20 protein-coding genes and 1 tRNA gene are annotated in these 18,398 nt (G+C 61.8%); 11 read left to right on the forward strand and 10 right to left on the reverse strand.

Annotated features, from left to right (window positions below):
• Window positions 1-39: 39 nt before the first annotated feature.
• Both U6115_RS04015 and U6115_RS04020 read left to right on the forward strand, forming a co-directional pair.
• Entirely contained in the window at window positions 40-1,002 is a 963-nt protein-coding gene (locus tag U6115_RS04015; protein ID WP_043576992.1) for an NAD-dependent epimerase/dehydratase family protein, read from the forward strand.
• The gene (locus U6115_RS04020) at window positions 990-1,541 is read left to right on the forward strand and encodes a hypothetical protein (protein WP_043576993.1); all 552 of its coding nucleotides are present in this window, start codon (window positions 990-992) and stop codon (window positions 1,539-1,541) included. Before U6115_RS04015 ends, U6115_RS04020 begins: the two co-directional genes overlap by 13 nt.
• On the opposite strand, the gene U6115_RS04025 is transcribed toward U6115_RS04020, so the two are convergent.
• Window positions 1,538-2,158 carry a lysozyme inhibitor LprI family protein gene (locus tag U6115_RS04025; RefSeq protein WP_043576996.1) on the reverse strand — a complete coding sequence of 207 codons (621 nt, stop codon included), beginning with the start codon at window positions 2,156-2,158 and terminating at the stop codon, window positions 1,538-1,540. The genes U6115_RS04020 and U6115_RS04025 overlap by 4 nt on opposite strands.
• Window positions 2,116-3,060, reverse strand: a complete 945-nt coding sequence (locus tag U6115_RS04030; RefSeq protein WP_052258129.1) for a LysR family transcriptional regulator — start codon at window positions 3,058-3,060, stop codon at window positions 2,116-2,118. Before U6115_RS04030 ends, U6115_RS04025 begins: the two co-directional genes overlap by 43 nt.
• A gap of 139 nt (window positions 3,061-3,199) precedes the next feature.
• On the opposite strand from U6115_RS04030, the gene U6115_RS04035 reads away from it, so the two are divergent.
• Window positions 3,200-4,624 (forward strand): MFS transporter, encoded by a 1,425-nt coding sequence (locus U6115_RS04035; protein ID WP_043577000.1) that lies wholly within the window; start codon window positions 3,200-3,202, stop codon window positions 4,622-4,624.
• 84 nt (window positions 4,625-4,708) lie between these two features.
• Entirely contained in the window at window positions 4,709-6,397 is a 1,689-nt protein-coding gene (locus tag U6115_RS04040; RefSeq protein ID WP_043577002.1) for a sensor domain-containing diguanylate cyclase, read from the forward strand.
• A 184-nt stretch (window positions 6,398-6,581) separates the two neighbouring features.
• On the opposite strand, the gene U6115_RS04045 is transcribed toward U6115_RS04040, so the two are convergent.
• From U6115_RS04045 to ispB, 6 genes are all read right to left on the reverse strand, one after another.
• On the reverse strand, window positions 6,582-7,022 hold the full coding sequence (locus U6115_RS04045; RefSeq protein WP_043577005.1) for a hypothetical protein: 441 nt from the start codon (window positions 7,020-7,022) through the stop codon (window positions 6,582-6,584).
• A gap of 29 nt (window positions 7,023-7,051) precedes the next feature.
• Window positions 7,052-7,504 carry a helix-turn-helix transcriptional regulator gene (locus U6115_RS04050; protein WP_230623398.1) on the reverse strand — a complete coding sequence of 151 codons (453 nt, stop codon included), beginning with the start codon at window positions 7,502-7,504 and terminating at the stop codon, window positions 7,052-7,054.
• A gap of 257 nt (window positions 7,505-7,761) precedes the next feature.
• Window positions 7,762-9,276 carry a hypothetical protein gene (locus tag U6115_RS04055; RefSeq protein ID WP_146008375.1) on the reverse strand — a complete coding sequence of 505 codons (1,515 nt, stop codon included), beginning with the start codon at window positions 9,274-9,276 and terminating at the stop codon, window positions 7,762-7,764.
• 139 nt (window positions 9,277-9,415) lie between these two features.
• Window positions 9,416-10,621, reverse strand: a complete 1,206-nt coding sequence (locus tag U6115_RS04060; RefSeq protein WP_043577010.1) for a tyrosine-type recombinase/integrase — start codon at window positions 10,619-10,621, stop codon at window positions 9,416-9,418.
• Window positions 10,622-10,802: 181 nt separating this feature from the next.
• A tRNA-Arg gene (locus U6115_RS04065) sits at window positions 10,803-10,877 on the reverse strand.
• 17 nt (window positions 10,878-10,894) lie between these two features.
• Window positions 10,895-11,875, reverse strand: coding sequence for an octaprenyl diphosphate synthase (ispB, locus tag U6115_RS04070; RefSeq protein ID WP_043577013.1), 981 nt, complete (start codon window positions 11,873-11,875; stop codon window positions 10,895-10,897).
• A gap of 179 nt (window positions 11,876-12,054) precedes the next feature.
• Between ispB and rplU the strand changes: the two genes are divergently transcribed.
• The 7 genes from rplU to U6115_RS04105 all read left to right on the forward strand — a co-directional run bounded on the left by rplU (window position 12,055) and on the right by U6115_RS04105 (window position 17,521).
• Window positions 12,055-12,366, forward strand: a complete 312-nt coding sequence (gene rplU, locus U6115_RS04075; RefSeq protein WP_039753142.1) for a 50S ribosomal protein L21 — start codon at window positions 12,055-12,057, stop codon at window positions 12,364-12,366.
• A 12-nt stretch (window positions 12,367-12,378) separates the two neighbouring features.
• On the forward strand, window positions 12,379-12,654 hold the full coding sequence (gene rpmA / locus U6115_RS04080) for a 50S ribosomal protein L27 (RefSeq protein ID WP_021476841.1): 276 nt from the start codon (window positions 12,379-12,381) through the stop codon (window positions 12,652-12,654).
• Between the two features lie 124 nt (window positions 12,655-12,778).
• Window positions 12,779-13,942 carry a GTPase ObgE gene (gene obgE, locus U6115_RS04085; protein WP_043577016.1) on the forward strand — a complete coding sequence of 388 codons (1,164 nt, stop codon included), beginning with the start codon at window positions 12,779-12,781 and terminating at the stop codon, window positions 13,940-13,942.
• Between the two features lie 475 nt (window positions 13,943-14,417).
• Window positions 14,418-15,197 (forward strand): ABC transporter substrate-binding protein, encoded by a 780-nt coding sequence (locus U6115_RS04090; protein ID WP_043577019.1) that lies wholly within the window; start codon window positions 14,418-14,420, stop codon window positions 15,195-15,197.
• A 136-nt stretch (window positions 15,198-15,333) separates the two neighbouring features.
• Window positions 15,334-16,023: an ABC transporter permease gene (locus tag U6115_RS04095; protein WP_043577020.1), complete on the forward strand. Its 690-nt coding sequence runs from the start codon at window positions 15,334-15,336 to the stop codon at window positions 16,021-16,023.
• Complete coding sequence (locus U6115_RS04100) at window positions 16,020-16,733, forward strand: ABC transporter permease (RefSeq protein WP_043577024.1); 714 nt, start codon at window positions 16,020-16,022, stop codon at window positions 16,731-16,733. Before U6115_RS04095 ends, U6115_RS04100 begins: the two co-directional genes overlap by 4 nt.
• Window positions 16,734-16,753: 20 nt before the next feature.
• Window positions 16,754-17,521, forward strand: a complete 768-nt coding sequence (locus U6115_RS04105; protein ID WP_043577203.1) for an ABC transporter ATP-binding protein — start codon at window positions 16,754-16,756, stop codon at window positions 17,519-17,521.
• A gap of 160 nt (window positions 17,522-17,681) precedes the next feature.
• Here U6115_RS04105 and U6115_RS04110 read toward each other — a convergent pair whose 3' ends face one another.
• Window positions 17,682-17,921, reverse strand: a complete 240-nt coding sequence (locus tag U6115_RS04110) for a putative hemolysin (RefSeq protein ID WP_043577027.1) — start codon at window positions 17,919-17,921, stop codon at window positions 17,682-17,684.
• Window positions 17,922-17,925: 4 nt separating this feature from the next.
• Window positions 17,926-18,390, reverse strand: a complete 465-nt coding sequence (locus tag U6115_RS04115; protein ID WP_043577028.1) for an inhibitor of vertebrate lysozyme family protein — start codon at window positions 18,388-18,390, stop codon at window positions 17,926-17,928.
• Window positions 18,391-18,398 lie beyond the last annotated feature (8 nt).

Genomic DNA, 18,398 nt, shown 5'->3' on the forward strand with positions numbered 1-18,398 from the left:
CCAGAGAATGAGGCTTCCCTATGAGAGAGGAGCAGACGGATGGATACCCGGAAAGCACTGGTATTGGGCGCCAACGGCCGTTTCGGCATGGCGATGGTTCAAGCGCTGCGCGAGCGGGGCTGGCAGGTAAGGGCGCAAACGCGCGCCGGCTGGCGCGGCGAGGGCCGGGTGGAGGAAGTCCATTGCGACGGCCACGACCGCGCCGCGATCCTCGCCGCCGCGCGCGGTTGCCAGGTGGTGGCGCACGCGCTCAATCCTTCGCAATACACCCAGGCCTGCTGGCGGCGCGACGCGCTGCCTATGCTGGACAACGCCATCGCCGCGGCGCAGGCGGCCGGCGCGCTGCTGTTGTTGCCGGGCACGGTCTACAACTTCGGCTCCAGCCTGCCGGCGACGCTGACGGAAGGCACGCCGGCCGCGCCGGGCCATGTGTTCGGCGCCATCCGCATCGAAATGGAGCGGCGGCTGGCGACGGCGCCCGGCCTGGACAGCTTCGTGCTCACCGCCGGCGATTTCTTCGGCCAGGGCACCGGCGTATGGTTCGACAAGGTGATTGCCGCCGGCCTGCAACGTGGCGTGTTCACTTACCCCGGCCCGCTGGACAGCGTCCACGCCTGGACCCATCTGGCGGACCTGGCCGAGGCCTTTGCCCGTCTGGCCGACCAGCGCGCCGGCATCCGCGGCTTCAACCGGATGATGATGCCGGGCCACGACCTGACTGGCCGGCAGCTGCAGGAGGCGTTGCAGCGGGTGTTGGGCCGGCCGCTGCGCGCGCGCGCGCTGCCCTGGGGCTGGCTGGGGCTGATGCGGCCGTTCTCGCCGATGCTGCGGTCGATGTGGGGCAACCGCTACCTGTGGCGGCGTCCGCATGCGCTGGATGGCCGGGCGCTGCGCGCGCGGCTGGGCGATTGGACGCCGACGCCGCTGGACACGGCGCTGGCCCAATCGCTGCGGCAGCTCGGCCAGGAGGTGGCGGCGGAGGGCGGCGCATGCGCGGCCTGAGCCTGTGGCTGTACCGCCGCTCTTCGGCGCCCGCCGCGCTGGTTTTGCTGCTGGCGGCGGCCGCGCTGGCCTGGCTGTTCAACTTCTCCGACACCGCGCTGTCGGTCAGCCGGCTGGCGCGCCTGTATGGCCAGCCCATTCTGGACTTGCGGCCCTGGTATTCGGCCGACGCGGTGCGGGCGCTGCTGGCGGCTTACGGCGCGGCTGGCCGCCAGGGCTATCTGCATTTTCTGGCTTTCGACACGCTGTTCCTGCTGTGCTACGGCGCCGGCTTCGCCTTGTTGATCAGCCTGCTGCGCCGGCGGCTGCCGCGGCCCGGCTGGTTCAACTTGCTGCCGCTGATGGTGGCGGGCGCCGACGCGCTGGAAAACCTGTGCAGCTATATCGATCTGGTTTCCTATCCGGATTTTTACCCGCCGATAGCCTGGGCGGGCGGCGCGATGACCAGCGGCAAGCACTTGCTGAGCGCGGCGTCCTTGCTGTGCCTGGGCTATTCCGCCTGGCGCGCGGGGCGGCGGGCGGCGCAGGCGGTTTCCTAGCGCAGCTTTTTATACAGCTGGGCATCCAGGCTGCCGGAGTCGATCAGGATCAGCCGGTCCGGCCGGGGCTGGGCCAGCAGGAACGCGAATGCGATCCCGTCGCGGCCGGCACCGATGCTCAGACGGCAATCGCTAGCGGCGAAGGTCCATGGCTTGTCGTTGAATTCTGGCCGCTGGTGCAGCCAGCTGTGGAACCGATGGCCGGGGGCAAGCTGGAATTGGTCGAAGGTTCCGCTGCGGATGCTTTCCCAGTCGCCGAGGATGCGGCGCGGGTCGACGGCGCAGGGCTGGGCCCAGTCGCGGATGCGGGCGCGCAGCTGCCGGGCTCGGTCGACATAACTTTGCCGCAGGCAGCGCTGGTCGCGGCATTGTTCGCGCGCGCGCAGCCAGGCCTGTTGTTCCCGGCGCAGCGCCGGCCGGGATGGGGCTAGCAATGCCGCGATGCGGTAGCTGTCGTTGAGGCTCATGTCCGCCATCAAGAGCGCTGGCGTGGCGCAGATCCATGTTTCCGCCCCGCTGAGGCGGGGGGCGGCGCAGTCCATTGCCCGCGCCGGGACGGCGGCCAGCAGCGCCATCAGCGGCAGCGCGAGGCGGCTAGCCTGGATGGCGGCGTGCATCCGGTTTGAGCCGGCGGCTCGCACACCGCCAGCAGGCAGCCGCGCAGCCAGCGGTGCGCCAAATCGGCGTCCAGGCGCGGGTGCCACAGCATGGAAACGGTGATTTCCGGCGCGGCCAGCGGCAGCGCGAAGTTGAACATGCCGGCGCGCAGCTTGCCGGTGCCGCGCTCCGGCACGCTGGCGATCAGGTCGGATTCGCGCGCCAGCGCCAGCGCGCTGGAAAAGCCGGCCACGGTGGCGGCGATGTCCCGCTCCAGCTCCAGCGCGGCCAGCGCGTCGTCTATCGGCCCGCGCTCCAGGCCCCGGCGGGATGCCAGCACATGTCGGCCGGCCGCATAGCGGGCGGGCGTGATTTCGCCCTGCGCCAACGGATGGCCATCGCGCACCACGCCGATGAAACGGTCGCGAAACAGCGCGCGGGCGCGCACTTCCGGTCCGGTGGCTTTGCCCACCACGCCGATTTCCAGGTCGACGCTGCCGTCGCGCAGCGGCCCGCTGTCCTTGTCCGGCTTGGGCGCGAAGCGCAGCCGCACGCCGGGCGCCTGCGCGCCGACGCGCGCCAGCAGCGCCGGGCCGAAGTTTTCCACGAAGCCTTCGTTGGCGCGCAGCACGAAGGTGCGGGCCAGCTGCGCCAGATCCAACGTCTGCGCCGGGCGCAGCGCGGCTTCCGCTTCTTCCACCAGCCGGCCGACTTGCTCGCGCAATGCCAGCGCGCGCGGAGTGGGCGTCAGGCTGCGGCCGGCGCGCACCAGCAAGGGGTCGCCGGTGGTTTCGCGCAGGCGCGCCAGGGTGCGGCTCATGGCCGACGGGCTGAGCCGCAAGCGCTTGGCCGCGCGCGCCACATTGTTTTCCGCCAGCAGCGCGTCCAGGGCGATCAGCAGGTTCAAATCGGGTTTGGACATGGCTGGACCTTAGCATATATGGCGTCGTGTGCATTAATGAAATGCAAATGCTGCGCCTTCCGCCATCTCTGGCCAGGGTTTACCTTGCTTGGCATGCGGCCCCGCGCGGCGGGCCGCGCGCAATGGCAAGGAGCGGACTTTGAAATCGGATAATCGTGAGGCCGGCGCGGCGCCGTCGGCCGCCTGGGCAGTGGCCAGCCTGGCGCTGACCATGTTGATGCCTTCGCTGGATACCAGCATCGCCAACGCCGGCCTGCCGGCGCTGGCGCAGGCGCTGGACGCCACCTTCCAGCAGGCGCAATGGATCGTGCTGGCCTATTTGTTGGCGGTGACCACGCTGATTGTCAGCGTCGGCCGGCTGGGCGACCTGCTGGGCCGCCGCCGTCTGCTGTTGGCGGGCATCGCGCTGTTCACCGCGGCGTCGCTGCTGTGCGGGCTGGCGCCGACGCTGCCGGCCTTGATCGCCGCCCGCGCGGCGCAGGGGCTGGGCGCGGCGGTGATGATGGCGCTGGCCATCGCCATGGCTGGGGAGGCGGCGGCGCAGGGGCGGACAGGCAGCGCGATGGGGCTGTTGGGCAGCATGTCGGCCATCGGCACCACGCTGGGGCCGTCGCTGGGCGGTTTGTTGACCGCGGGCCTGGGATGGCGCGCCATTTTCCTGGTCAACGTGCCGCTGGGTTTGGTCAATTTCGCGCTGGCGCGCCGTTACCTGCCGGCCGACCGGCGGGCGGCCAAATCCGGACGCCAGGATTTCGACCCGCTGGGCACGCTGTTGTTGGCCTTGACGCTGGCGGCTTACGCGCTGGCGATGACGCAGGGGCAAGGCCGCTTCGGCGCGCTGGGCGGCGGCTTGCTGCTGGCCGCCGCGGCCGGCGCCGCGTTGTTCATCCGGGTGGAGGCGCGCGCGGCATCGCCGTTGCTGCAGCCGGCCATGCTGCGCCAACCGGAGCTGGCCGCGGGTCTGGCCATGAGCGCGCTGGTGTCCACGGTCATCATGTCCACGCTGGTGGTCGGGCCCTTTTACCTGTCCCGCGCGCTGGGGCTGGAAGCGGCGCGGGTGGGGCTGGCGTTGTCGGTCGGCCCGCTGTTGTCTGCCTGCTGCGGCGTGCCGGCAGGCCGCCTGGTCGATCGTTTCGGCGGCGGGCGCGTCAGCCGCGCCGGCCTGCTGGGCATGCTGGGCGGGACGCTTCTGCTGGCGCTGCTGCCGTCCAGCCTGGGCATATTCGGCTATCTCTGCCCCATGGGGATGACCACCGCCGGCTACGCGCTGTTCCAGGCGGCCAACAATACGGCGCTGATGGCGAACGCCGGCGCGGCGCGCCGCGGCGTGGCGGCCGGCATGCTCAGCCTGTCGCGCAATCTGGGTTTGATCACCGGCGCGGCGGCGCTGGGCGCGGTATTCGCGGCGGCATCGGCCCACTCCGGCGCCGGGCCGGCGGAAGCGGCGGCCGCCGGCATGCGCGCCACTTTCGCGGCGGCCGCGCTGCTGGTGGCGGCGGCGCTGGCCATTTCCACGGCCGGGCAGGCGCGGGCGCGCCGGCTGCTGGCGGAACGCGGTGGCTAACCGGGGCGGCCGGGCATTGAAAGAGGCGGCGCGCTTTGGGGTAGGATAGTGCATCCATGTCCTAGTCCTGAGCGAAGGGTAGCAATGAGCCATCATCGTTTCGCCTTGCCCGGCAGTTTCCGCTTGCGGCTGGCCGCGTTGTTTGGGGGGCTGTTTCTCGCCTCGGCGCTGGTGGCAGGGCTGTGCCTGGATCAGGTGCTGTCCCAGCGCATGCTGCGGGACCAGGGCGAAGCGATGGGCAGCCTGACCGGCAGCATCGCCCAGGCGATAGAAAGCAATCTGCGCGAACGCCACCGCGAGGTGATGCTGCTGGCGCAGACGCCCACCTACGTCAGCGCGCCGCTGGATGGCGACGAGCTGCGCCAAAGCCTGGAGCGCACCAAGCAAACCTACCGCTACTACGCCTGGATCGGCGTCGCCGACACTCAGGGCAAGGTGCTGTCCTCCACCGGCGGCATGCTGCTGGGCCAAAGCGTGGCCAAGCGGCCGTGGTTCATCCAGGGCCGGCACGCGCCTTTCGTCGGCGACATCCACCAGGCGGTGCTGCTGGCCAAGCTGCTGCCGTCGGCCAAGCTCCAGGGCGAGCCGCTGCGCTTCGTCGACTTCGCTTCGCCGCTGTACGACGCCTCGGGCAAGCTGCGCGGCGTGCTGGCTACCCACGCGCTATGGGATTGGGTGGAAGAAATCATCCGGACGCGGCTACCGGCCAAGGGCGGGCTGGAGGCTTTCATCGTCGATAAACAGAACAACATCCTGTCGCCGTTCGAGGCGATAGGGCGGACGCGGGCGCCCGCGCCGCTGCCCGTCGGCCAAACCTTCCGCCTGGGCGCCTGGCCGGACGGCGGCGACTACCTGTACAGCGAAGCCTGGGCGCAGCATGCCGGGGTGGGCTGGCGCGTGATTGTCCGCCAGCCGCGGCAGCAGGCGCTGGCGGCCTTGAATCAGCTGCGCGGGGTATTGCTGCTGCTGGGGCTGGCGGCCAGCGTGCTGCTGATGGCGGCGGTGTACCGGCTGGCGACCTCGTTCAGCCGGCCGCTGGAGGAACTGGCGGAGATCGCCGAGCGCGTCGGCCGCGGGGAAGAGGGGGCCGATTGGGAAATCCATGGCGGCGCGCAAGAGCTGCGCCAGCTGTCGGAATCCATGCGTGAAATGACCACCGCGCTGCTGGCCCGCAAGCAGCAACTGGCCGACATCAATGCCAGCCTGGAAGGCGCGGTGGCAGACCGCACCAATGAATTGCGCGAGGCCAACCGGCTGCTGGTGGCCAAGGCCACACAGCTGGCCAAACTGGCGCGCAACGACGCGCTGACCGGCCTGAACAACCGCATGGCCGCCAACGAGCAGCTGCAGGACGAGCACCAGCGCTATGGCCGCAGCGGCGAACCCTATGCCGTGCTGCTGCTGGACATCGACCATTTCAAGCGCGTCAACGATAGCTGCGGCCACGACGCCGGCGACCGCGTGCTGGCCCATCTCGCCCAAGTCATCCGCCAGGCGGCCCGCGCCACCGATTTCGTCGCGCGCTACGGCGGCGAGGAATTTCTGCTGCTGCTGCCGGCCACCGATGCCGAAGGCGCGGCGGTGTTGGCGGAGAAGATCCGCGCCGTGGTCGAGCAATCGCAAGCGCCGGATGTCGGCCGCATCACCGTCAGCATCGGTCTGGCGGTGGCCGGCCGTGCCGATGAACAGCCGGAAGCGGTGGTGAAGCGCGCCGACCAGGCGCTGTACCAGGCCAAGGCCGGCGGCCGCAACCGGGTGGAGGGTGGCGCCTAGGATGCGTTGCCGTGTCGGCAGTGGTCTGTTGTGAGTCATGCGTTAGGAAGCTGAGGGCCGAGAGCTACTTGATAGGCTGTCATGTGTGTAGATGGGATATGGAACGCAGTGGGATGTAATGAAACATTCAACCCGCACAGCCTCAGGTTGCGCGGGTTTTGATTTTTACCGGTGGGTAGGCCCATTACGTGATCTGGTCGTCCAGCACCGCATCCCAATACTGGCGGCGCAGCGCGTCGCGCTCCTTGACCAGGGTTTGGCGCTCCTTGACCAGGGTTTGGCGCTGCTCGAACAGCCTTTCCTGCTGCATTTCCGCCTGAATCTTTTCTTCCTCGGCGATCTTCAGCGTCTCTTCGGCCAATTCCAGATTGGCCATTTCCTTGCCTTTCAGCTCGCGCACCGCCTTGGTGGGGATGCCCAAGGACGAGCGCATCGCCTGGCGGCAGTCCTTGCGCGCCTGCTCGGTTTCGCTGCGCAGCGCTTCGGCGGTTTGGACGCGGCGGGCGGCGTTATCGGCCAGGTTCTGCCAGGCGTTGAGGTCTTGTTCGAAGGCGGCCAGGCGCTCGGTCAGGCCGGCGACGGCGAAGGCCACGGTTTCATGGGTGTTGGGGTTCTGGATATGCATGTTCTGAGTCCGGGTGCGTTTATTGGGGGTTAGGCGTGGCGGGCGGCGATGTGTCCAGCCATCCAGACATCGATTTCAGACGACAGCCAGGCCACGCTTTTACCGCCCAGCAGCATCGGAGCCGGAAAGCTGCCGCGCTTGATGGCGTCGTATACCGACGAGCGGGATAAGCCGCAGGTGGAAATGACTTCCGGCAAGCGCAGAAAGCGCAGCGGCTGGGCGGTGAGCGAAGGGGCAATGGCGGTCATTGGATTTGTCCTTATCGTTTTGACTGAATATCTGTGGATGCAATCGGATACGCCGATCAGCGAATGCAGTATTTCAGAAATTTCAAATCGAGTTTGGCGGGCTTGTTGTGTGGAATCGCCACACAACAACGAAACTTGAAATGCCGGAAAAACGCAGATTTGGCTATTGACGACAGGCGGGAAAAGCGAAATAGACAGCGGAAAATGTGAATCACTGAACTGCATCGGACGCATACGGACGGCACCGGACACACTCGGCGGCCAATTTAAGCGGAAAGAGAGAGGGAGGAGCGGAAACGTCAGTCAGCGAAAACGGCGACGGCATGCATAGACTGCATGAAAACGCATGAATCTTGGCAGGGGAAAAACAGCGCGCCAGGCCATACGGTGCGGGCCTGGCGCGGGGTCATGCAGGTGCATGATTAGCGGCACATGAAGCGCGGGGGCGAGGCGGGGCTTCGATGGCGCGCGCTGGGGCTATGCAGCGTTAGTTAGGATGTGGATTCTTCATTTGATTTTGTATTTGCTTCTGCTGTTAGCTTTCCTTCAATTGTTATATTTGCATTTATGCCATCTTCTACTTTCTTGGCTTGCTTGTTGAATATCTCATCATTTTTCTCTGATAAGGTTTTGACGAGAGAGCTTAATCCTGGGATTTTAGTTAGGGCATCAATGGATCCTGATAGCTTGGAACTGTTTTCGAGTGCTTCCATAATTGGATGATCCGATTTGTTGTAGTCTGTGATTAGCTTGCCAGGGTTTTCTGCACTCACTTGTAGGACGTTGAAAAGTAGGCGTGTGCGTAAATCGTTCTTGATTGACTCTTGTTGTTGAAGAGTGTCAATTTGATTTGATAGGCCAGAAAATGTTTTTCCAAGAACAGATTTATGAGTGTATTCTTCTATTAATCTTTTTGAAAGATTAATTTTTTTATTGTATGAATATGCTAGCCATAGAACTGGGAAGTAAAGAGGTAGAATCGCGATAATTAAACTAGGAGTGTCTTTTATTACGTGGACTAAATCTTTTCCCTGTACACCTAATAGGTAGATGTCAACTCCGAGTGGAATTAGGGAGATTGCCATCATTAATCGTATTGCATTGGTAAAGTTATTTTCGAATTTATTTAAGGATGTTGTTTCATCGTCTTTTTTACTTTCATATGCAGCACTTAATCCCGTAGCCATAGCTCCTGGGAGTAAGCTAAGTAACTGCTCATGAATGGAGGAGTATTCGTTTTGTGCTGTAGTGGTGATTTTGTCAAATTCCTCCTTTTTTTCAGCCAAGGCATTTTCATGTTTCTCATTTGATGTTGAAATGATTTTCTGAATTTCGTCATCAATTTTTTTTATATTTTCAGATACTCTTTGGTATGAGCGTTCAAGCTCATCTTTTAAGCCATCGGTATGCTCAGTATGCCCTTCAGAACTTTTTACATCTTGACCATATATTGATTTGTATATTTCGTCAACTTCCGACTTTCTCTTTATGGCGTGATTTAATAAATCGGCTATTGTGCCTGTAATTCCCTGGCAGTCCGATAACAGTTTTTTTGCATTTTCTACATTTTCGGGAAGGGTTTTGCTTTCATTTAAATATTGATTAATAGATTGAATTTTTGTCTCAACATCTTTTTCGTAAGAGAAAACCTTATCTTTAGATGCGAATACTTCGGCATATAAAGTAGAGACTTCTCTTAGCTTGTTCTGTAAATCCTGATTGAGATTTTCAGTTTTCTCTTTTAGCTCTTGCATGCTTTGGGATAGAGATTCCGCATGGCTTTTGCAGGTTTCAATAGTGTTAATGTTTGAGGATATTCTCTGATCAGCTTCAATCGTTTTATTCTCAATTGCGGTTATATTGTTTGCTGACGATATTGCTGATTCTTCTAGATCTGTTGTTTTTAGTTTGATTTCACTGGATAACCGGTTTAGTCTTTCGTTCAGCTCTATCTTGAATTTGTCGAAATCATCTTTTTCAACTTTTTCTGAAAATAAGCTAGCCATTGTCTTCTCTAATAAGGGATGGTATTGCAGGGTTTGATTTAATTTTGCAACTTCGAGTGGTGTGAAATGAATTTCAATTTTTTCTGATGAAGGCTCCCATGTTAATTTCCCCCATTAAATTTTATAATTTTGTGTGGAGCTAGCTTCTTTTAATTTGCACAAGAAATTTAGCCCACCAGCACATCATTTTTCTTCTTTCTTCCAAGTACTCTGCTCGATTGTAAGCAGCTCGAACCTTGTTGCTCTCGATGTGCGAAAGTTGTCGTTCTATGCTATCTGGGTTAAATCCCTGCTCATTTAAAATTGTTGATGCCGTGGAGCGAAACCCGTGTACATCAGCCTTCCCCTTGAACCCCATGCTGTGCAGTGCGCGTCGTAGGGTTTCTGGTGACATTGGGCGGCGTGGGTTATTGCGATTCGGGAAAAGGTGTTCACGACCACCGGTTATGCCATGTAGTTGTTTTAGCACTTCAATGGCTTGGAGTGAAAGAGGTACAAGGTGAGGTGGAGCAGTTTTCTTGGATTTTTCCGGCAGCTTTCGATGCTCTGGCGGGATGGTCCACAGCGCCTTGTCGAAGTCGATCTCTTCCCACCTGGCGATGGCCATCTCTCCGACGCGGGTGAAGGTCAGCAGCATCAGCTTCATCATCAGCTTAGTCCGCACGCTACCGTCATATTTTTCCAGCGCTTCCAGGAAAGCGGGGATGTCCTCGCGCATCAGCGCCTTGCGAGGGGTGGATTGCTGGCTCTTGAGGGCGTCAGTCAGCGGCACGGCTGGGTCGCTGTCACAGCGGCCGGTCAGGATGGCCAGGCGGAAGACGGCTGAGCAGCGTTGCCGCAGGCGCTTGGTGGTGTCGATATTGCCGGCGCTTTCCACCTTGCGCAGCACTTCAAGCAGCTCCAGCGGGCGAATCTCGTGGATTGGCCTGTCGCCGATGTAAGGGAAGATGTGGGTCTTCATGGCTGCTAGGACGCGCTCGCTGTGGGCGGCGGACCATTCGTGGCTTTCCCTTTCATGCCACTCCAGCGCGATGGCTTCAAAGGTGTTGGCGGCGGCTGCCAGCTTGATCACCTTATCCATCTTGCGCATCGCAGCTGGGTCTTCGCCATCGGCGATCTGCTTGCGGGCGTCATCGCGCTTCAGTCTGGCTACCTTCAGGCTCACTTCCGGGTAGACGCCCAGCGCCAACAGCTTCTCTTTGCCGTTGATCCGATACTTCAGCCGCCAATACTTCGCGCCGGTCGGCATGACCCATAGCGACAGCCCTTGTCCATCCGTGAGCTTGAGGTGTTTGCCATCCTCGCGGGGCTTGGCGCTTTTGATGGCGGCGTCGGTAAGGGGCATGGGGGTACTCCTTGTTGTGGGGGTATCGAAATGTGGGGGTACACAAGATACCACCAATCATACCCCCACGTACCCCCGGCTTTGTCTGGATGGTTTCGGACGGCTTTGGACGTAAAAAAACCCGCAAAGCCTTATTTGGCGCGGGTTTGTGGACTTTCTTGGACTGCTTTGGAAGTGTGGGTGGTGCCCCCGACAGGAATCGAACCTGTAACTGCCCCTTAGGAGGGGGCCGTTATATCCATTTAACTACGGAGACACGACGGAAAACTGTGGTCAGGCGCTGCGGTCCACCGACAGGCGGGCCAGCTCGGTCAGAGCTTGGCGGGTTTCCGTATCGGGGATGGCTTGCAAGGCGGCGATGGCCTTTTCGGCCATTTTGGTGGCTTCGTTCTTGGCGTAGTCCAGCGCGCCGCAGGATTGTACCGCAGCGAGCACATCCTGGAAACCGTCGCGGCTGGCATTTTCCAGCGCCGCGCGCACGGTGGAGGAGGCTTCCGGGCTGCCGTGGCGCATGGTGTAGATCAGCGGCAGCGTGGGTTTGCCTTCGGCCAGGTCGTCGCCCAGGCTCTTGCCTATGGTTTCGGCGTCGCCGCTGTAGTCCAGCACGTCGTCGATGATCTGGAAGGCGGTGCCCAGGTACATGCCGTAGTCGGCCATCGCCTGCACCTGTTCCGGCGCGGCGTCGGCGATCAGCGCGCCGACGCGGGCGGCGGCTTCGAACAGCTTGGCGGTCTTGTACTGGATGACCTTCAGGTATTCGTCTTCGCTGACGTCGGTGTTGCCGATGTTCAACAGCTGCAGCACCTCGCCTTCGGCGATGATGTTGGTGGCTTCGGCCATCACTTCCAGAATGGTCATGTTGCGGGTGGTGACCATCATCTGGAACGCGCGGGTATAGAGGAAGTCGCCCACCAGCACGCTGGCGGCGTTGCCGAACAGCGCATTGGCGGTCTTGCGGCCGCGGCGCAGGTCGGATTCGTCCACCACGTCGTCGTGCAGCAGGGTGGCGGTGTGGATGAACTCTATCATCGCCGCCAGCTCGAACAGGTGTTCCCCCTGGTAGCCCAGCGCGCGGCCGGACAGCAGGGTCAGCGCCGGGCGCAAGCGTTTGCCGCCGGCGGAGATGATGTATTCCGCCACCTGGCGGATCAGGACCACGTCGGAGTGCAGGCGGGCGCGTATGACGCGGTCTACCGTCTGCATGTCGTCGGCTATCAGGGTACGGAAAAGCGGGGTGGACACGTTTTCAACCAGTATCGTTGCGATGGCTACGCCAAAGTGCAGAATCTTACCAGAAAAGGCCCGCCGCTCGCCATGCCACCGTAGTGGGGCCTTAAGTTGATGAAATCATTGACAACTTGACTTCAGGCACGTATATTCTCGCGTTCCCTGCGCAACAGGCGTGGGGATTTTCAAATCAGGAGCTCATGCGAATGTATGCGGTCATAAAAACCGGCGGCAAGCAGTACAAGGTTGTCGTTGGTGAAAAACTCAAAGTAGAACAGATACCTGCAGACGTCGACAGCCAGATCGTACTTGAAGAAGTGCTGATGATTGCTGACGGTGAACAGGTTGTTGTAGGCGCCCCGATGATTGCCGGCGCCACTGTTAAGGCCACCGTTGTTTCCCACGGTCGTGGCGACAAGATCCGCATCTTCAAGATGCGTCGTCGTAAGCACTACCAGAAACACCAGGGTCATCGTCAAAACTTCACCGAAATCCGCATCGACGCGATTTCGAAGTAAGGATAAACAGTCATGGCACACAAAAAAGCAGGCGGTAGCTCCCGCAACGGTCGTGACTCCGAAGCCAAACGCCTGGGCGTTAAGGTTTACGGCAGCGAACTGATTCCGGCTGGTTCCATCATCGTGCGTCAGCGCGGCACCCGCTTCCACGCTGGTGAAAACGTTGGCCAGGGCAAGGATCACACCCTGTTCGCCAAGGTTGATGGCTACGTTGAATTCACCGTTAAGGGCGCGCAACAGCGCAAGACCGTTAACGTGATTCCGTACACCGGTGTTGACGGCGAATAATTCGCTTTCCAGCATCCGAGAAAGCCCTATCCTACGATAGGGCTTTTTTCATACCGAGGGGCAAGGCGTGAGGGCTGGCGCCAGTCCTGACCCCTGACTCCTCGCAGATACAGAGGTTGTAGACATGAAGTTCATCGATGAAGCCCGGATTGAAGTGATGGCCGGCCGCGGCGGCAATGGCGTGGCCAGTTTCCGCCGTGAAAAATATATCCCGTTCGGCGGCCCGGACGGCGGCGACGGCGGCAAGGGCGGCAGCGTGTTCGCGGTAGCTGACGAAAACGTCAATACCCTGGTGGAGTTCCGCTTCGTCAAGAAATACCTGGCGGAACATGGCGAGCGCGGCCGCGGCGCCGATTGCTACGGCAAGGGCGGCGACGACATCGAGCTGAAAATGCCGGTGGGCACGGTGATCACCGACCACGACACCGGCGAGCTGGTGGCCGACCTCACCCACCACGGCCAGCGCATCATGATCGCCAAGGGCGGCAAGGGCGGCCTCGGCAACATCCATTTCAAGTCGTCGACCAACCGTTCGCCGCGCCAATGCACGCCGGGCGAGCAGGGCGAGCAGCGCACGTTGAAGCTGGAGCTGAAGGTGCTGGCCGATGTCGGCCTGTTGGGCATGCCCAACGCCGGCAAATCCACCTTCATCCGCTCGGTTTCCGCCGCGCGCCCCAAGGTGGCCGATTACCCGTTCACCACGCTGCACCCGAATCTGGGCGTGGTGCGGATGGACGACAGCCGCAGCTTCGTGATCGCCGACATTCCGGGCCTGATCGAAGGCGCGGCCGAAGGCGCCGGCCTCGGCCACCGCTTCCTGAAGCACTTGCAGCGCACCGGTTTGCTGCTGCACGTGGTGGACATCGCCCCGTTCGATCCGGATGTCGACCCGGTGCGCGAGGCGCGCGCCATCGTCGAAGAGCTGAAGAAGTACGACGAAGAGCTGCATGAGAAGCCGCGCTGGCTGGTGCTGAACAAGGTGGACATGTTGCCGCCGGACGAGCGCGAACTGACGGTGTCGGCCTTCCTCAACGCCTACGGCTGGCCGGCGGACAAGCCGGACGACAGCGATGGCTTCGACATCAAGGCGCCGCGCGTGTTCTCCATCTCCGCGCTGAACCACGAAGGCACCCGCGAGCTGACCTTCGCCATCATGGCTTACCTCGACGTGGTGCGCGCCGCCGCCCGCAAGCAGGCGGAGAAGGAGCGCGAAGCCGCCGCCGCTGCGCGCCAGACCGTGATCGCGCCGGAAGCGCCGTCATCGGCAACAGAAGGCGACCAAGCGTAACGGCAGGTTCATGTTTATGTGGTAAGCAAACGGGTCAGAGGCATATCTGACCCGTTTTTTTATTCATATTGGGCAAAATGCAGGGGTTTGACGGGTTTTTGCCAATTTTTGTCGCTTTGCTGTACACCGATCTCTTCACGTGTCGTTACTTCTCAAGTCGATTGGATGTTGTATTTTGTCCTCAGACAAACACCACGGCGGCAGCCGGTTTTCCATAGAGATGGCATGAATTCTGCTAAGTGAAGCGCCATATGCTTCATCGATGAAGATGGCATTTTCAGAAAATCGGGCTTGCTAGACAAATTGCTCTAACTATATAACATGGTGCAGCCATCCCCGCGGCAGCGGAGCTGGCCGCCCACGTGGCATCGATTGCAGTTTGCTGTCCCGGTCCGGGCGCGGTTTGCCTGGGAGACAAAGTCCGGCACAAGCCGGACAGACCAACAAAGAAGTTTGCTTTGATGAGGAGAATCACATGAAGAAGGCACTTGCTGCGCTGGCCGTAGGTTTGGTGGCCGCATCGATGGGGGCTTACGCCAAGGACTGGAAGGAAGTGCGTTTCGGCGTGGACGCCAGCTACGCGCCGTTCGAATCCAAGGCCGCCAACGGCCAGATCGTCGGTTTCGACATCGACCTGGGCACCGAAATCTGTAAGCGCATGAAAGCCAAGTGCGTATGGGTGGAGAACGACTTCGACGGCATGATCCCGGCGCTGAAGGCCAAGAAGTTCGACGGCGTGCTGTCGTCGATGTCGATGACCGAAGCCCGGATGAAGGAAATCGCCTTCTCCGCCAAACTGTTCAACACCCCGACCCGCATGATCGCCAAGACCGGCGCCGGCCTGATGCCGACCCCGGCATCGCTGAAGGGCAAGCGCGTGGGCGTGGAGCAGGGCACCATCCAGGAAGCCTACGCCAAGAAACACTGGGCGCCGGCCGGCGTGGAAGTGGTTCCCTACCAGAACCAGACCCTGGTGCTGGCCGACCTGACCGCGGGCCGTCTGGACGCGTCCTTGCAGGATGCGGTGCAAGCCGACATGGGCTTCCTGAAAAAGCCTGAAGGCAAGGGCTTCGCCTTCGCCGGCAAGGATCTGGTCGATCCGCAAACCCTGGGCGAAGGCGCCGGCATCGGCCTGCGCAAGGAAGACACCGACCTGAAGGCCGCCATCGACAAGGCCATCGCCGGCATGCTGAAAGACGGCACCTACAAGAAGATCGAGAAGAAATACTTCTCCTTCGACGTATACGGCAACTAAGTGCTGACGGACGGGCGGCGCGCCGCCCGTCTGCTGTTGCGATGCGCCCCGGTCCGCCGGGGCGTATTAATCTGGAGGACCCGCCGCCATCCGGCAAGATAAGCCGCAGGCGCGGGCCACTCGAAGGGGGAACATCATGTTTCTGGACGGATTCGGTCCCATTATCTGGCAGGGGACCCTGGTGACGCTGGAGCTGTCGGTGCTGTCGCTGCTGCTGGCCTTCGTCATCGGCCTGGCGGGCGCAGGCGCAAAATTGTCCAGCAATCCCGTACTGGGCGGGCTATCCACCATCTACACCACTTTGGTGCGCGGCGTGCCCGACCTGGTGCTGATGCTGCTGATCTTCTACAGCCTGCAGATCGGCATGAACAAGCTGACCGATGCGCTGCATATCGATCAAATCGACCTGGACCCGTTCGTGTCCGGCATTGTCACGCTGGGCTTCATCTACGGCGCCTATTTCACCGAGACGCTGCGCGGGGCCTTCCTGTCGGTGCCCAAGGGCCAGATCGAGGCCGGCATCGCCTACGGCATGAGCCACTGGCAGGTTTTCAGCCGCGTGCAGTTCCCGCAGATGATGCGATTCGCGCTACCCGGCATTTCCAATAACTGGCAGGTGATGCTGAAAGCCACCGCGCTGGTGTCCATCATCGGCCTGGCCGACGTGGTGAAGGCGTCTGTCGACGCCGGCAAGAGCACCTACAAGGTGTTCTTCTTCACCCTGGTGGCCGGCGCCATCTACCTGCTGTTGACCACGCTGTCCAATTTCGTGCTGATGAAGCTGGAGCGCCGCTATTCGATGGGCGTGAGGGAGGCCGAGCTATGATAGACATCATCCAGCAATATTGGCGCGCGTTTCTGTGGAGCGACGGCTACCACCTGTCCGGCCTGGCTGTTACCATGTGGCTGTTGGTGCTGTCGATAGCCTTCGGCTTCGTGGTTTCGGTGCCGCTGGCGGTGGCGCGGGTGTCCAAGGTGAAATGGCTGGCCCGCAGCGTGTGGCTGTACACCTATGTGTTCCGCGGCACGCCGCTTTACGTGCAGCTGCTGTTCTTCTACAGCGGCATGTACAGCCTGGACGTGGTGCGCGAGGTAGGCTTCCTCAACCACTTCTTCCGCGAAGGCTACAACTGCACCATCCTGGCGTTTGCGCTCAATACCTGCGCCTACACCACCGAGATCTTCGCCGGCGCGATCAAGGCGACGCCCTACGGCGAGATCGAGGCCGGGCGCGCCTACGGCATGAGCACCTTCACCTTGTACCGCCGGGTCATCATCCCGTCGGCGCTGCGCCGCGCTTTGCCGGCCTACAGCAATGAAGTGATCCTGATGCTGCACGCCACCACCGTGGCCTTTACCGCCACCGTGCCGGACATCCTGAAGGTCGCGCGCGACGCCAACGCCGCCACCTACGATTCCTTCAACGCCTTTGGCCTGGCCGCGCTGCTGTATCTGAGCATCACCTTTATCCTGGTCGGATTGTTCCGCAAGGCGGAGTCGCGCTGGCTCGCCTACCTGCGTCCGATCAAGAGCTGAGAATGACTGGGGAATTCAAGATGGACAAGCTGAACATCAGCAACATTCACAAGAGCTACGGCGACCACGAAGTACTGAAAGGCATCTCGCTGAAGGCCAAGGCCGGCGACGTCATCAGCATCATCGGCTCGTCCGGTTCCGGCAAGAGCACCTTCCTGCGCTGCATCAACTTCCTGGAAAAGCCGAACCAGGGCAGCATCGCCCTCAACGGCGAGGAAATCCGCCTGGCGAAGGACAAGCGCGGCGAATTGATCCCGGCCGACCAGAAGCAGCTGCAGACCATGCGTACCAAGCTGGCGATGGTGTTCCAGCACTTCAATCTGTGGGGCCACATGACGGTGCTGGAAAACGTCATCGAGGCGCCGGTGCACGTGCTGGGCCTGCCGCGCGACGAGGCCGTCGCCCGCGCCAAGAAGTACCTGGAAAAAGTGGGCCTGGACGAACGCGCCCAGGCCAAGTATCCGGCCCACCTGTCCGGCGGCCAGCAGCAGCGCGTGGCCATCGCCCGCGCGCTGGCGATGGAGCCGGAAGTGATGCTGTTCGACGAGCCGACCTCGGCGCTGGACCCGGAGCTGGTGGGCGAAGTGCTGAAGGTGATGCAGGCGCTGGCCGAGGAAGGCCGCACCATGATCGTGGTGACGCACGAGATGGGCTTCGCCCGCAACGTGTCCAACCACGTGATGTTCCTGCACAAGGGCCTGGTGGAAGAAGAAGGCCATCCGGACGAAGTGTTCGGCAATACCAAGAGCGAACGGCTGAAAGCTTTCCTGTCCGGTAGTCTAAAGTAAAACCATCCCTGCCAAAGGGGGTGGGAAACCCGCCGGAGCGGTTAGCCGGCGGGTTTGTTTTTGCCTGTCGCTGTGGATATCTTCGATATTTCCCGATGGCTGTGGATAAGCCGGCGCGCGACGGCCTTGCCTCGATTTCAAGCCCGTCGGCGGGCCGGGATCAATGCGGATGCATTTCGCGGAAATACGTCCATTCTTCCACTTCGCGGCCATCGGCCAGCCGGCACAGCGCGTATTCGCCGCCGTTGGCGTCTTTTTGCGGCAGCAGCGTGCCGCCCTGCTGCACGCAGAACACCGAGGCCGGATTGGCCATGCCGACGGCGCGCGGCGGCGCGGACGGGGTTTGCGCGCAGGCGGCCAGGCCCAGCGCCAGGATGGCGGCGATAGCGAGAATCTTCATTGTTTCATTTCCAGTTGGGATCGGCTTTGAGCTGATCGTTGAGATAGGCCTTGATCTTGGCGCCGGGTTTGCCGAACCAGCGGTAGCGGGCATGGCGGGCCGGATGCTCCACCGCGTCCGGCACGTCGGCCACGGTCACCAGCAGCCCCCAGGCCTGGCGCTTGTCGGCGCGGAAGACGCCGTAGAAGCGGTTGGCGCTGCAATCATGCGGCTTGCACATTTCGCCGGCCAGATAGTTTTGGCCGTCTATGCTGGCGGCCTGGTAGGGCGAACTGGTGGCGCGCGCGCGGCTGACCCAGCGCGGCACCTTTTTCTCGCCGGCCAGCATGGTTTGCCAGGCGGCGTGGTAGGCGGGCTGGGCCGGCAGTTCGGCGAACACCGCGGTGGCGGCGTCGCCGGCGCGGGCCGGCGCGGGGGACAGCAAGGGCAGCAGCAACAGCGGCAGCAGGGCGGGGAGCGAGGGTTTCATGGCGAAAG

Origin of the sequence: Chromobacterium subtsugae (genome assembly GCF_035919665.1) — a bacterium.
Taxonomy (GTDB): Bacteria; Pseudomonadota; Gammaproteobacteria; order Burkholderiales; family Chromobacteriaceae; genus Chromobacterium; species Chromobacterium subtsugae.

What these genes read in the sequence shown, in the direction of transcription:
- U6115_RS04015 (WP_043576992.1), top strand. Translation starts at nt 40, where the DNA reads ATGGATACCCGGAAAGCACTGGTATTGGGCGCCAACGGCCGTTTCGGC.
- U6115_RS04020 (WP_043576993.1), top strand. Translation starts at nt 990, where the DNA reads ATGCGCGGCCTGAGCCTGTGGCTGTACCGCCGCTCTTCGGCGCCCGCC.
- U6115_RS04025 (WP_043576996.1), bottom strand. Translation starts at nt 2,158, where the DNA reads ATGCACGCCGCCATCCAGGCTAGCCGCCTCGCGCTGCCGCTGATGGCG.
- U6115_RS04030 (WP_052258129.1), bottom strand. Translation starts at nt 3,060, where the DNA reads ATGTCCAAACCCGATTTGAACCTGCTGATCGCCCTGGACGCGCTGCTG.
- U6115_RS04040 (WP_043577002.1), top strand. Translation starts at nt 4,709, where the DNA reads ATGAGCCATCATCGTTTCGCCTTGCCCGGCAGTTTCCGCTTGCGGCTG.
- U6115_RS04045 (WP_043577005.1), bottom strand. Translation starts at nt 7,022, where the DNA reads ATGCATATCCAGAACCCCAACACCCATGAAACCGTGGCCTTCGCCGTC.
- U6115_RS04050 (WP_230623398.1), bottom strand. Translation starts at nt 7,504, where the DNA reads ATGCGTCCGATGCAGTTCAGTGATTCACATTTTCCGCTGTCTATTTCG.
- U6115_RS04055 (WP_146008375.1), bottom strand. Translation starts at nt 9,276, where the DNA reads ATGGCTAGCTTATTTTCAGAAAAAGTTGAAAAAGATGATTTCGACAAA.
- U6115_RS04060 (WP_043577010.1), bottom strand. Translation starts at nt 10,621, where the DNA reads ATGCCCCTTACCGACGCCGCCATCAAAAGCGCCAAGCCCCGCGAGGAT.
- rplU (WP_039753142.1), top strand. Translation starts at nt 12,055, where the DNA reads ATGTATGCGGTCATAAAAACCGGCGGCAAGCAGTACAAGGTTGTCGTT.
- rpmA (WP_021476841.1), top strand. Translation starts at nt 12,379, where the DNA reads ATGGCACACAAAAAAGCAGGCGGTAGCTCCCGCAACGGTCGTGACTCC.
- obgE (WP_043577016.1), top strand. Translation starts at nt 12,779, where the DNA reads ATGAAGTTCATCGATGAAGCCCGGATTGAAGTGATGGCCGGCCGCGGC.
- U6115_RS04090 (WP_043577019.1), top strand. Translation starts at nt 14,418, where the DNA reads ATGAAGAAGGCACTTGCTGCGCTGGCCGTAGGTTTGGTGGCCGCATCG.
- U6115_RS04095 (WP_043577020.1), top strand. Translation starts at nt 15,334, where the DNA reads ATGTTTCTGGACGGATTCGGTCCCATTATCTGGCAGGGGACCCTGGTG.
- U6115_RS04100 (WP_043577024.1), top strand. Translation starts at nt 16,020, where the DNA reads ATGATAGACATCATCCAGCAATATTGGCGCGCGTTTCTGTGGAGCGAC.
- U6115_RS04105 (WP_043577203.1), top strand. Translation starts at nt 16,754, where the DNA reads ATGGACAAGCTGAACATCAGCAACATTCACAAGAGCTACGGCGACCAC.
- U6115_RS04110 (WP_043577027.1), bottom strand. Translation starts at nt 17,921, where the DNA reads ATGAAGATTCTCGCTATCGCCGCCATCCTGGCGCTGGGCCTGGCCGCC.
- U6115_RS04115 (WP_043577028.1), bottom strand. Translation starts at nt 18,390, where the DNA reads ATGAAACCCTCGCTCCCCGCCCTGCTGCCGCTGTTGCTGCTGCCCTTG.